Annotated in this window: 11 protein-coding genes and 1 riboswitch; of the genes, 10 read left to right on the forward strand and 1 reads right to left on the reverse strand. The window is 28.2% G+C overall.

Annotated elements, in window-relative coordinates:
• Positions 1 to 56: 56 nt before the first annotated feature.
• Entirely contained in the window at positions 57 to 959 is a 903-nt protein-coding gene (locus ACQ3F0_RS09165) for a DMT family transporter (protein ID WP_428864931.1), read from the forward strand.
• A gap of 98 nt (positions 960 to 1,057) precedes the next feature.
• On the opposite strand, the gene ACQ3F0_RS09170 is transcribed toward ACQ3F0_RS09165, so the two are convergent.
• The gene (locus ACQ3F0_RS09170; RefSeq protein WP_428864932.1) at positions 1,058 to 1,846 is read right to left on the reverse strand and encodes a MerR family transcriptional regulator; all 789 of its coding nucleotides are present in this window, start codon (positions 1,844 to 1,846) and stop codon (positions 1,058 to 1,060) included.
• Between the two features lie 110 nt (positions 1,847 to 1,956).
• Here ACQ3F0_RS09170 and ACQ3F0_RS09175 point away from each other — a divergent pair, with 110 nt between their 5' ends.
• From ACQ3F0_RS09175 to ACQ3F0_RS09215, 9 genes are all read left to right on the forward strand, one after another.
• A complete protein-coding gene (locus ACQ3F0_RS09175; protein WP_428864933.1) occupies positions 1,957 to 3,336 on the forward strand; it encodes an MATE family efflux transporter in 1,380 nt (459 codons plus the stop codon).
• A 64-nt stretch (positions 3,337 to 3,400) separates the two neighbouring features.
• Positions 3,401 to 3,580: riboswitch (cobalamin riboswitch) on the forward strand.
• Between the two features lie 185 nt (positions 3,581 to 3,765).
• On the forward strand, positions 3,766 to 4,740 hold the full coding sequence (locus ACQ3F0_RS09180) for an ABC transporter substrate-binding protein (RefSeq protein ID WP_428864934.1): 975 nt from the start codon (positions 3,766 to 3,768) through the stop codon (positions 4,738 to 4,740).
• A gap of 22 nt (positions 4,741 to 4,762) precedes the next feature.
• Positions 4,763 to 5,809 carry a FecCD family ABC transporter permease gene (locus ACQ3F0_RS09185; protein ID WP_428864935.1) on the forward strand — a complete coding sequence of 349 codons (1,047 nt, stop codon included), beginning with the start codon at positions 4,763 to 4,765 and terminating at the stop codon, positions 5,807 to 5,809.
• Positions 5,810 to 5,820: 11 nt separating this feature from the next.
• Positions 5,821 to 6,636, forward strand: coding sequence for an ABC transporter ATP-binding protein (locus ACQ3F0_RS09190; RefSeq protein WP_428864936.1), 816 nt, complete (start codon positions 5,821 to 5,823; stop codon positions 6,634 to 6,636).
• Between the two features lie 237 nt (positions 6,637 to 6,873).
• Positions 6,874 to 9,018, forward strand: a complete 2,145-nt coding sequence (locus ACQ3F0_RS09195; RefSeq protein WP_428864937.1) for an EAL domain-containing protein — start codon at positions 6,874 to 6,876, stop codon at positions 9,016 to 9,018.
• 499 nt (positions 9,019 to 9,517) lie between these two features.
• Positions 9,518 to 10,546 (forward strand): LacI family DNA-binding transcriptional regulator, encoded by a 1,029-nt coding sequence (locus ACQ3F0_RS09200; protein WP_428864938.1) that lies wholly within the window; start codon positions 9,518 to 9,520, stop codon positions 10,544 to 10,546.
• Complete coding sequence (locus tag ACQ3F0_RS09205) at positions 10,546 to 11,421, forward strand: carbohydrate ABC transporter permease (RefSeq protein ID WP_428864939.1); 876 nt, start codon at positions 10,546 to 10,548, stop codon at positions 11,419 to 11,421. The genes ACQ3F0_RS09200 and ACQ3F0_RS09205 overlap by 1 nt, the downstream gene beginning before the upstream one ends.
• Before the next feature lies 1 nt (position 11,422).
• The gene (locus ACQ3F0_RS09210; protein ID WP_428864940.1) at positions 11,423 to 12,253 is read left to right on the forward strand and encodes a carbohydrate ABC transporter permease; all 831 of its coding nucleotides are present in this window, start codon (positions 11,423 to 11,425) and stop codon (positions 12,251 to 12,253) included.
• A gap of 274 nt (positions 12,254 to 12,527) precedes the next feature.
• Entirely contained in the window at positions 12,528 to 13,799 is a 1,272-nt protein-coding gene (locus ACQ3F0_RS09215; protein WP_428864941.1) for an ABC transporter substrate-binding protein, read from the forward strand.
• Positions 13,800 to 14,003: the final 204 nt, after the last annotated feature.

Below are 14,003 nucleotides of genomic sequence, written 5' to 3' on the forward strand. Positions count from 1 at the left end.
GATTTTTTACATGGAAATAAAATTTACTGTAAACTGCTAGAGGAGAGAAAATTAATATGGAAATAAATAAAACTAGAAATAAAAGAAGAAATGCTTATTTAAATTTATTTTTGTGTATTTTATTGTGGGCATCAATACCTGTAGCAACAAAAAAAATTCTTGTAGAGTTGGACAACTTACAAACATTATTCTATTCAACAGTTTTCTCATTATTGGTAATGGGTATATTAATGATAGTTCAAAAAAAGAAAAAGGAACTAAAAAAATATAGTATAAGGCAATATTCAATAATGTTTTTCTTGGGATTCTTGGGAAATTATTTATATTATATTTTATTATATGGAGCGATTGATAAAACAACGGCTTCAGAAGGCTTTATTCTTGCATATACGTGGCCAATGTTAGTATTAGTATTATCATTTATAATACTTAAGGAGAAAGTAACGCTAAAGAAAGTAGTAGGAGTTTTAATTAGTTTTTTCGGTATAATTATAATAACAACAAATGGAAATATAACAAAATTCAATTTAACGAATTTATATGGAGATATACTTGCGTTAAGCGGAGCAATTGTTTTCGCACTATTTTCTGTTCTAGGAAAGAAATATAATTTTGATAAGACAATAAGCGTTTTTATTTATTTTCTAAGTGCATTAATATTTTTAATTCCTACGGTTTTAAATTTTTCGGGATTAGTTTTACCAAGTTCAAATGTTTGGATTTGGATCATCTATAATGGAGTTTTTGTAAATGGTGTATCTTATATATTTTGGTTTAAAGCTCTGGAAGGCGGAGAAACTGCAATAATTTCCAATGTTCTTTATTTGACTCCTTTTGTTTCTCTAATATATATTTCAATATTTTTAGACGAAAAAATATTGATGAGTTCTGTAATTGGCTTGGTAGTTATTGTTTTTGGAGTGGTATTGCAGTATATAGGTAAACCATTTTTTAACTAACATTTCAAGATAATATGAAAAATATAGTTGACAATTGAAATAAAAGACGAACTAAAACAGTGACAAGTGACAAGTTGTGTAAGCAAATAAAAATCTAATTATCTCTTTATAAGAACTTGCAAATTTAAATTAATACTCTCCAGATGAAAGTTTGAATATCTGATATTCTCTATTGAAATAACTTTTCCTATTGGCACAAGCTTATTCTTTTTTAGATAATCGTAAAATTTTGTTTCTTCAATATCAAATTCTTCAAAATCTTCAATAAAGGTATTATAGTTTAGATAAGTTCCTTTAGGTAGAATTATAGTATCATATCCCTCGAAGTTTTTTGTTTCATGTGTTTTAGGTATACCAATTGTAAAATTTTCATTATCTAAATTAATATAATAGATATCGTGAGTTACATCTAAATAATTTATGTTTTTAGATTTCATAATTTCATACATTTCTTTTATTGTATATTCAAATATTTTTCCTGTTTGAATACAATAGAGTTTTCTTTCAGGAATATATAGAATTTGATAATTTGTTTTTAAACCTTTGAAATCTCTCAGCATATTCAAGTTTTTGGATACATACTTTTTTTTGTTTTGTAACTCAATTATTTTTGAATCTATGGACGATAGGGATGAATTAAGAATTTCAATGTAATCGTCAATAGAATAATTATTTATAATAGTTTTCAATTGTTTTAAAGGAATATTTAGCTTTCTGAATAAGAGAATTGATTCTAATTTATCTAACTGGGAATAATCGTAAAGTCTATAGCCATTATCATCAATTTTGCATGGTGATACCAAACCTTCTTTTTCATAGTAACGGATATTTGATGTTGCTATATTCAATAAATTTGCCAATTCACCAATAGTTAAATATTTACGCAATATTCATAACCTCCTTATTGACCTTGAACCTACTTCAAGGTTTATTATAAAAGAGAAGAAGAGTTTTAACAAGTTTTATAAGTATGACAATCGGGAGGAAATAGGAAAAAATGGAATCAAATAAAAGAAGAGATATTGACTTAGGGAAAGATAAAATTCCAAGGATTTTTTGGAGCTATGCAGTTCCATCTATATTGGCATTATTGGCACAAGAAACTGCAGGTTTTGTAGATTCAGTATTTATTGGGAGATATGTAGGGGCTGATGGTTTATCAGGAATTACGCTTATAATGCCGGTTATCATGTTTTTGTCAGGAATAGCAGCAATGATTGGCATTGGTGGAACTACATTAGCTGGTATTCATAAAGGAAAAGAAGAGAATGATAAAAGTAATAATTATTTTAATGTTACTATAGTATTTTTAGGAATAGTTGCAGTTATGGGTACTATTCTTTTATTTGGATTAAGTGAAAGATTTGCCGATTTATTAGGTGCAGAAGGTCAAGTGGCAAAGTTTATGATTGATTATGCAAAAATTATTTCATTGTTTTTTCTACCATTTTTATTAGTTTTCGCATGCTCATTTTTCTTGAAATTAGATGGTAAGCCTGTTGAAGTAGTTGTGATTATATTATGTGGTACAGTTATTAATATAATATTGGACTATGTTTTTGTTGTAATTTTTGGATGGAGTATGGAAGGAGCTGCTCTTGCTACAGGGATTTCACAATTAATTCCGTGTATAATTATGTTATATATTATTAAATATAAATCATCATGGAAGTTTTCAGTTCCTATTTTTAAGAAGAAAGAGATATGGGCAATGCTATTTAATGGATCATCTGAGCTCTTGAGTTTGGCAGCTGTATCTATTGCAGGACTTTTATATAATATTATAATAATAAAAAATATTGGAGTTCATGGTGTAGCAGCATTTGCAGTAGCTATGCAAATATCAACAGTTACAACATCAGTATTTTATGGTTTTGCAGAGGCAATCCAATCTGCTGTTAGTTATAATCTAGGTGCAAATAAACTCATAAGAGTTAAGAGTTTAAGGAATATGTCAATTTATGCAAATTTAGTTTCAGGGATTATAGTTTGTGTAGTTTCGTTGGTGTTTGGAGAAGGATTGGCCAGTATATTTATCAAAGAACAAGGGACTATTGAGTTAGCAACATATATATTAAAGTATTTTGCATTTTCATTTTTATTGACAGGGATAAATATAACTTTAGCCACTTATTATACTGCTGTTAATTCACCAGTGTTATCAGGAGTATTGTCATTATCGAGGAGTCTAATAGCACTTCTTATAGGGTTACTATTAATGCCAATGATATTTGGAGACAAAGGTATATGGATGGCAGTAATATTTGCTGAAGTTGTTACGGTGATTGTGGGAAGTTTATGTGCAAAACGGTATCCATTTGGGATCATTGATATTAGAAAAATTAAAAGTAATAATTTAATTGAAAAAATATTATAATGGCAGTGATTAACTTTTATCTTGACATAGTTTTTTTAGATTGATAATATGTATTTAACAATAGAATATTGCAAATATTATAGGTGATTGCCATAAAAGGTGATTAGAGGGAAATGGGTTAAAAACCCATGCGGTCCCGCCACTGTAATGAGGAGCGTTCTAATAATTTGCCACTGAGAAATCGGGAAGGTGTTAGAATGTGTTGATACTAAGCCAGGAGACCTGCCTATAAAGTATAAATAACAAACTTACGAGGATAAGCTAATGTTATGATTTTGTATGATATTTATGCATTTCAATAGTTGTTTTAATTGGAAATTTATTAAATATCATATATCGTATATTAGAATTATGAACTGTTATCCTTTGATAGCGGTTTTTATTTTTGTAATAAAAGCTGCGGACTTACAAAGATAAGGAGGAGAAAATATGAGCAAAATTAAAAGAGGGTTAGGATTAGTATTAATTACAATTTTTATGTTCTCTTTTGTTGCATGTGGAAAGACTATAAGTGACATTAATAAAAATACTAAGGAAAAGAAAGTAGAAGAAAATAAAGAGATAAAGAAAGAAGAAATAAAAACTTTATATCCACTAACTATTATAGATTCTTTGAAAAGAGAGGTTAAGATAGAAGAAGAACCTCAAAAAATTATTTCTATTGCTCCCAATATAACTGAAATAGTATTTGCATTAGGAGCATCAGAGAAATTAATAGGAAGAACTGATTATTGCACTTATCCACAGGAAGTATCGAAAATTGAATCAATAGGAGGGATGCAAGATCCTAATGTGGAAAAAATTGTTGAGCTTAAACCAGATGTGGTTATTGCATCTACTCATTTCAAAAAAGAAATCTTAGAAAAATTAGAATTATTAGGAGTAAAAGTTGTTGTTTTGTATGGAGAAGAAAGCTTTGATGGAGCTTATGAATCCATATTAAAAGTAGCAAATATACTTAATAAAAATTCTCAAGCTGATAAAGTAGTTAAAGATATGAAGGAAAAAGTAGAATTTGTAATTAATACAGTTAATGATGTTGAAAAACCTTCTGTTTATTACGTTATTGGGTATGGAGAAGGTGGAGATTATACTGCTGGCAAGGGAACATTTATTGGAGGAATTATAGAAATGGCAGGAGCTAATAATGCTGCTTACGATGTAGATGGATGGTCTTATAGCTTGGAAAAACTAGTTGAGAATGATCCTGACATCCTTATTTGCTCAAATAAATGGGATTCAAAGACAGGAATTCAAGCAGCAAATGGATATAAAGATTTAACTGCTGTTAAAGAAGGAAAATTAATGGAGATTGATAGTGATCTGATACAACTTCAAGGCCCAAGATTAGCTGATGGTCTAGAAGCTATGGCAAAATTAATTCATCCCGATTTATTTGATTAGTTTTATGAAAATAGGTGACATAATGGATTACGCTAACAAAAAAAAATATTTTAAAGAAAAATTTTTTATAATGTTAATTTTTTTATTCATAGTAATAGTTATTTCTGCTACTTTAGGAGTTGCAAATGTATCATTTTTAGATTCTATTAGAATTATTTTAGATAAAATACCCTTAATAGAAAAGTTAATAAATACTAATGATATAAAAGAAGTTTACCAGAAGATTATTTTAATGATAAGATTACCAAGAATATTATTAGCAGGGCTAGTAGGAGCAGGGTTATCAACTGTAGGATGTTCTTATCAAGGAATATTTAAAAACCCTATGGCTGACCCTTATGTTTTGGGAGTTTCTACTGGAGCAGCACTTGGCGCAACCATAGCTATTATTTTTGGATTTACTATATCTTTTTTTGGTCTAGGAATAATAACTTTTTCAGCATTCAGTGGTGCAATTGTTACTATAATTGTAGTTTATAATATAGCAAGAGTAGGAAATAAAGTTCCGGTAGTTAATATGTTGCTTTCAGGTATAGCTGTAAACTTTTTTCTGGGATCAATAATATCATTATTAATGGTTTTTCATAGAGATAATGTCGAAAAAATTATTTTTTGGACAATGGGCAGTTTTTCGGCTGCTGATTGGGAAAGAGTTATAGTAATCACTCCTATTATAATAATTGGTATTATAATGGTTTATATTTACGCCAGAGATTTAAATATAATGTTAACAGGAGAAAGTTCGGCACAAAGTTTAGGTATAAACGTTGAAACAGTCAAAAAGCAGTTGCTTCTAATAACTTCTATAATGGTGGCGTCTGCTGTGTCGGTAAGCGGAGTTATTGGATTTGTAGGTTTATTGGTACCTCATGCGTTTAGATTGATGATAGGTCCAGAACATAAGGTTTTAATACCTTATTCTGCAGTAGGAGGAGCAATTTTTTTAATAATTTGTGATACCTTGGCAAGGAATCTTATACCACCTACTGAAATTCCAGTTGGAGCTATAACTTCGTTATTTGGAGCTCCTTTCTTTATATATTTACTATGGAAGAATAATAAAAAATAGGGGTGATTAGTTTGGAAATAAGAAAAAAGAGTGAAGAAATTATTAAAATTGAAAATTTAGATTTTAAATATGGAGATATAACTATTCTTAGAGATATCAACGTTACTATAGATAAAGGTGATTTTTGTTGTATAATTGGACCTAATGGATCTGGAAAAACTACTCTTTTGAAAAATATTTCAAGGATTGTTAACCCTAATAAAAAATCCATTTTCATTAATGGTAAAGACATTAGAAAGTATGATAATAAGGAAATTGCAACACAAATGGCTTTGGTTCCTCAAAACACATACATAGATTTTGAATTCACAGTATTTGATATTGTTCTTATGGGAAGGAATCCTTATATTAATAGATTTGGAAAGGAAAGTGAAGAAGATTTAATGCAAGTGGAGGATGCCATGAAAAAAACCAATACGTGGAACTTAAAAGATAAAAATATTAATAAAATTAGTGGTGGTGAAATGCAGAGAGCTATCATAGCTAGAGCTATTGCTCAGCAAACGGACATAATACTTTTAGATGAGCCAATTTCTCATCTTGATATTAATCATCAAATAGAAATATTAGATTCTTTGAGAAGATACAGTATAGAAGAAAACAAAACAATTGTTATGGTTTTACATGATTTGAACTTGGCAGCAGAATATTCAAGCAAAATACTTATGCTAAATAAAGGTCAGATAGTAGAAAAAGGGTCAGTAGATAAGGTACTTACTGAACAAAATGTAAAGCAAGTATATAAATTAAATTTTACAATTATCAAAAATCCCATGACTAATAAACCTCTAATTATACCGTTTGGAGCAAATATAGGATTAAACTAAAATATAGAAAACTAAAGGGACAGGGCTCAACTTAGCAAAAATAGTGAGTTTTGTTCTTTAATTTTGTTGAAAATCAGGTATTTTACTAATATTTAGTTGTTAACGATACTCTATAATGTTGAATAATGTAAAATGAAGTATTATAATGTAATATGTTCAGTGTTTAATATTATATACAGTATATGTTTTTAGTTACAAATAAAAATTATGTTACCGGTTTGCTATGGAGATGAAGAAATGAATATATATAGAAAGAGAAATATTGTATTATCCCTATGTATTATTATAATTGCTTTTATTGTTGGCTATATATTAGAAAACAATTATAGCAGTGACATTAAAGCTGGAAGTGAATTGGCATTAAAGCAAAGTACTGCACAGTATTCTTCTCTTATTCATGATGAGATGAAAAACCAAAAAATTTATATAGAATCTACTGGAGAATTAATGTCTAAAATTTTAGGAGACAACTTAGATAAAACTTCTGATGAAAGCATCAGTATTATTACAAGTGTATTTAAAAACAAGCAATTATCGTCAAGTTTGATTCATTCCGTTTATTTTGTTTATGATGCAACGGGTGATAAAATTAGGCATAATGGCTTGATTAAGCTAACTAGTATTAAAAATGATTTAAGAAGTCGCCATTGGTATAAAATGACTAAAAGGTCAAAGGCGCCCATAATAAGTGATGTATATAATGATTCAAATTCATATAAACCTTGTATAACAATTAGTTATCCAATATATAGAGAAGCGAGATTATTAGGAGTTGTTTGTTGTGATATTTTTGTTGAAGATATCGGAAATTACTTTGTGGATGATTTAAATGAAGAGTTTTATGATATCTATCTTCTATCTCCAACAGGGAGAATTATAACTAAACCAGAAAAAAACAAACTAAATATAGATATTCAAAAAATGTATAAGAAGTATTTTCGTAATAAATTATCTGAAAAAATTAATGATATAGAAGTAAGAGGATATCATAGTAATATTGATGAATTCAACTGGAAATTATTTGTATTTAATAATTCATCAGTGATAAATGATAAATTGGAAGAGCATTTGTCAAAAATTAGAATTTTCACTTTCCTTATATGTTTATTAATTTTAGCTTTAGTAAACTATTTACTTAATAGGTCTTATAATATAAATAATGTAACTGGTTTTAAATCAAGATATAGATTACTAAAAGACATAAAGAAAAAATCAAAATACTCAGACAATGCTACAATATTAACGATAATTATCAAAAACATAAATGATATAAATGAGCAATATGGAAATGATAAGGCAGATGCAGTGATAAATAATTATGCCCATTTTATAAGTGAAATATTTAATGATAAAGCAACAATATATAGTGCTAGTGAAAACAAACTTGTTTTATTATTTAAAGAAATAGAAAAAGAACAAATTATAAAGAGTGTGGAAAAATATCTTATGGAATTAAAATATAAGGAATTTGATATAGATAAAAATAAAATTCTTATTAAATCATATATAGCTTTAATAGATTTGAACAAGGAAGAAATGGAAAAAATCAACACTACTATTCCAAAAATAGAACAAATTACAAGGTCCTTAAAACATAATAATACATTTGTAGTTACAAGTTTAAAAGAACTGTCTCAAAATATGGATGAGGATTCTAAAAAATTAAATTATTTAAGAAAGGCAATAGAAGAAGATAGAATAGTACCATTCTTTCAACCATTATTAGATATAAAAACAAAAGAAATAATCAAATATGAAGTACTTATGAGAATAAAAGATGGAGAAGAATTTTTATCTCCATATCCATTTATTTTGATTGCTGAAAAGAATAATTTGATTGGTGAAATTGATTTGAAGATGCTAGAAAAAGCTCTTTTATACAAAAATAAAATAGATAAAGATGATAAATTGATTTTTTCTTTTAACTTATCTGGAAAAGTTACCAATAGTACTGATTATTTAAATAAGGCCAACTCCATTATTGATAAATATGGAGTAAAACATGAAAATATTATATTCGAAATAACTGAAACAGAAAATATTGAGAATTTGAATAAGTTTGTTTCAATAATAAAAGAATTCAAGAAAAATAATTACCAATTTTCTATTGATGATTTTGGAGTTGGATTTTCATCTATTTACTATCTCAAAAATGTACCTTCAGATTATTTGAAAATTGATGGTTCATTCATTAAGGATATTAATGAAAAGGAGGAAAACTTATATCTTGTTAAATCAATAGTAAATATGGCAAAAGCTTTTAAACTAAAGACTGTTGCAGAATTTGTAGAGAGCGAAGAAATATTAAAAGTTATTGAAAAATTAGGTGTGGATTATGCTCAGGGTTATTATATCAATAAACCATGTAGTGAGATAGTATAGAAGTAGAATAGGTTTTGTTCTAACTTTTATTGATTTAAATGATTGGAAGTAATATTTATAAATTGCGAACAAGTTCGCAATTTATAGTGACAAGTTACAAGTGATAAGTGACAAGTTGTAGATACCTTTCGTAAACGAAAGCTTTTAATTAAACAAAAGATCTTTATTCCATCATCGAAGATGATATAGGCTTAGTTAAAGATTTTCTAAAAGAAAATCATCATTAACTTATCACTTGTAACTGATTTGTTTCACTTTTTATTTCAATTACGAGCTACTTATTTGTTATCAACATTATTCAAAAACATAGCCATATATAATAAAAACTATATTGACAAGAGATATATAAATAGACTATAATCAAATTATAGAAAAGAGTTTAACGTTAAACTAACTCGGTTATTATTTTTTTAGTTTCAAGTTTAACGTTAAACCAAGTGAACAACATATATTTTTTTAACTTCTAGTTTAACGTTAAACTGCCGAGGGGGAATGTAAATTGACCAAGAAAAAACCAACAATAAAAGATATTGCAAAAAGAGTAGGGGTTACTCCAACAACTGTATCAAATGTAATAAATAATAAAGGTGGTAGAGTTTCAGAAGAAATTATAAAGAAAGTGAATAGAGCGATAGAAGAATTGGATTATAAAAAGAATTATTCAGCTCAAAGTTTAGTAATTAATAAATCAAATTTAATAGGAATTGTAATACCACAAACAGAGGAAAGTCGCGAGTTGTTATTGTACAACCCATTTTATAGCGAATTCATTAGTGCATTAGAGTATGAACTTAGAGAAAACGGTTATAATATTATACTTTCTGGATCAACTAAAGATCAAGACAATTTAAGTAACTTATTAAGTTGGAACGTTGATGGAGTTATAATTTTAGGAATTTATGAAGAAGAGTTTTATGAGAATATTAAAAAAATGAATATTCCTATAGTTTTAGTTGATTCGTATACTAAGGATGATTATTTTTACAAAGTAAGAATAGATGATGAATTGGGTGGATATTTAGCTACTAAATATTTATTAGAAAAAGGACATCGAAATATCGGTATTATATCAGGAACTATTAAACCTAATGGAGTTGCAGAAAAGAAGTTTAAAGGATATAAAAAAGCATTAAGTGAATATGAAATCGATATTAATGAAGACTACATATTTGAAAAATCTGTAGACTATGAATATGGATATGAATCAGGAAAGGCTATATCAGAAAATAGAAATGGTATTACGGCTTTATTTGCAACAGCAGACATTATTGCTCTAGGTCTTTTTTCGGCATTTTATGAGAACAATATAAATGTTCCAGAACAAATATCAATTGTGGGATTTGATAATACATTTTTATCAAAGTCATCACTTCCACCATTAACTACTGTTAATCAAAATATAAAAAATAAAGCAGTTACCTCCGCAAGGTTACTATTAAGTATACTAACAGATAAAGAAATTAAAGAAAAAACAACTATATTATCAGTTGAGATTAAAGAAAGAAAATCTGTAAAGGAGGTCATTTAGTGGTTGGTAATAAAGGGATCAAAAAAATTGCAGTTTTATCTGTATTTTTATTACCTAGTTTGATTGGTATGATAGTTTTTCTTATAATTCCAATACTAGCATCTCTTGGATTAAGTTTTATGAAATGGGATTTATTAAGTGAAATAGAGTGGGTAGGATTAGAAAACTATATAAAAATATTTCAGGATGAAACTTTTTATGAAGCATTTAGGCATACGTTAACATTTATAGTTGGGTATTTACCATCAGTACTTATAATTTCTCTTTTTTTAGCTATACTATTAAATAGTAAAATTAAGGCTTTAACATTATTTAGAGGAATATATTTTTTGCCGGTAATATCATCATGGGTAGCAATATCAATTATTTGGAAATGGATACTCAATCCTGAATATGGATTGATGAATTATTTTTTATCCTTAATAGGAGTAACAGGACCAGCTTGGTTAAGTGATCCAAAATGGGCTATGATTTCTGTAATAATTACTAGTGTATGGAAAGATATTGGTTTTATAACAGTTATTTATTTAGCTGGTTTACAAGATATACCGGATATGTATTATGAAGCTGCAAATATTGATGGAGCGGGAAGAGTTCGTAAGTTTTTCAGTATAACTTTGCCGCTATTATCAAAAACTACATTCTTTGTTTTGATAATTTCATTAATCAATTCATTTCAAGTCTTTGATCAAATTTGGATTATGACTGAAGGTGGACCAGCAGGTGCTACTAGTGTACTAGTTGAACAGATATACAAAAATGCGTTTAGGTATTATAAGATGGGTTATGCATCAGCATTATCTTGGGTTTTATTTGGAGTTATATTTATAGTAACAATTATACAAAATAAAGTCCAAAAGAAGTGGGGTGAATAGTATGGAAAATAGACAAAACTTAAATGTAAGTTCATTTTTGAGATATGTAGTTCTGATTTTGGGAGCAGGAATAATGTTATTACCATTTCTATGGATGCTCTCCACGGCTTTTAAAAATTCAGATGTTGTTTTTGTATTTCCACCTCAATTTATACCTAAAGAGATAACTTTTGAGAATTTTAAAGCAGTTAAAGAAGCTTTTCCAGTATTTAAATTTTTCTTTAATAGTTCTTTTGTAGCTATAACTACTACATTAGGTCAGTTACTAATATCATCAATGGCAGCATATGCTTTTGCAAGAATTGAGTTCAGAGGAAGAGAAGTTTTGTTTCTAATTTATTTAGGAACATTGATGGTACCATCTCAAGTTACTTTAACACCTTTATTTATATTAATGAAATATCTTGGATGGGCAAATAGCTATAAAGCTTTGATCTTTCCTAAAATATTTACTGCTTTTGGAACTTTTTTAATGAGGCAAGCATTTTTAGGGATTCCTAAAAGTTTAGAAGAAGCAGCATTTATTGATGGAGCAGGTCATTTCAGAGTGTTTTGGAAGATAATACTACCATTAACTAAGCCAAGTCTCGCTACTTTGGCAATTCTTTCATTCATGGATTCATGGAATAATTTCTTATGGCCATTAATTATAACAAGTGATATTTCGAAAATGACATTACCATTAGGGTTAGCTAGCCTACAAGGTAGATGGGAAACAGACTGGAATGTTTTAATGGCAGGAACACTAATAAATATTTTACCGATGTTAATAGTGTATTTAATTGCACAAAAACATATCATTAAAGGACTTTCGCATACAGGCATAAAATAAAAAGGAAATGTTTTAAGAATTGTTGATTTCGTATAATTTCGAATACAATTCTAAATTTAGTAAAACTAATGAAGCTAAAATTTTCTAACTCGCAAGCTCAAACAAGAAAATTTCTTAACGCTTCAGTAGTTTTACTAAATAAGAATTCTAGTTTCTCATTATAATGAAATCAACAATTCAAAACATATCTTTGGATAACCAAAGGAAGTTTTGAATGAATGTAAAGGACAACATTCATTAAAAACTGGGATAATAAAAAAATAGGGGGTAAATTATGTTTAAAAAAAGTTTGAGTATTTTAATGGTTTTAGTATTAGCTCTATCAATTTTTGTTGGGTGTCAAAAGAAGGGTGCTGTAGATACGGAAAAAACATCAGATGAAAAAGTTACAGTTAAGTATTACACTTTCTCAGCGGGACCAGATCATATTGAAGATCTAGAAAAAATAATTGCTGGATTTGAAAAAGAAAATCCTAATATTAATGTCGACTATACAATATTATCTTGGGATGATTATTTCACAAAATTACAAACATTGATTGCTTCAGGAACAGCACCTGATACATTCGAATTAAACTATGAAACTTTCGTTACTTATGCTTCAAAAGGGGTACTGCTAGATTTATCAGACTATATTAATAATGACAATTTTGATGTAAACATTTATAACCAAAAAGCATTAGATGCATTTAAATTAGATGGCAAACAATTTGGTTTAGTTGAGAGTTTTTCTAATGTTGTTTTATTCTACAATAAAAATTTATTTGACGAAGGGGGAATATCATATCCAGATGCTACATGGGATTGGAACAAAGAATTAGAAGCTGCTCAAAAGTTAACAAATAAAGAAAAAGGTATTTGGGGTACTTATGCACCAATTCAATTCTGGGAGTTTTATAAAACTATAGAACAAAATGGCGGAAAAATATTTAATGATGATAAAACAGAAGTAGTCATTAATTCTAAAAGTAACGTTGAAACTTTACAATGGATGATTGATAAGAGTAATAAATATGGTGTGAATCCTAGTGATGCAGACATGAGCGGGCAATCTGATGGAGATTTATTTAAGAGTGGTAAAATAGCTATGTTAAGAACTGGTATTTGGATGTTTGATTCATTTAAAGATGTTGATTTTGACTGGGATATTGCTTTAGAACCAGGAAATACACAAAAAGCTCACCATTTCTTCTCTAATGGAGTAGCTATTAATAAGAAAACTGAAAATCCAGAAGCAGCATGGAAATGGATGAAGTACTTTACTTCTAATAGCGATGCTGCAAAAATCAGGATTGATTCTAGTTGGGAATTACCTGCTATAGAAGATGAGGCTATTTTACAAGGTTATTTAGAAAAAGATTCTCCCAAAAGCAGAAAAGTTGTATTTGAAGCTTTAGATACTTTAGTAGTACCACCAGTAATAGAAAACTGGAATGAACTTACTGATGCAGTTGGGAAAGAGTTAGATAAAGCTAAAATTGGAGAAAAAACTCCACAAGAAGCACTAGATGCTGCTAAAGCTGCTATTGAAGAATTAATTAAATAATTAGTGACAAGTTACAAGTGGCAAGTGACAAGTTAAGGATGATTTTCTTGCAGAAAATCTTTTAACAAAGTTTTTATCTGCATAGCAGATTGGATAATATACTTTTACTACGTAAAAGGTATCAAAAACTTGTCACTTGTCACTTATCATTTGTAACTTGAAAAATATACATTTCGCAATGAGTTAATTTAAGTAAAGGAGAAA

It is taken from the genome of Clostridium sediminicola (assembly GCF_050402865.1).
Lineage (GTDB): Bacteria > Bacillota > Clostridia > Clostridiales > Clostridiaceae > Clostridium_AF > Clostridium_AF sediminicola.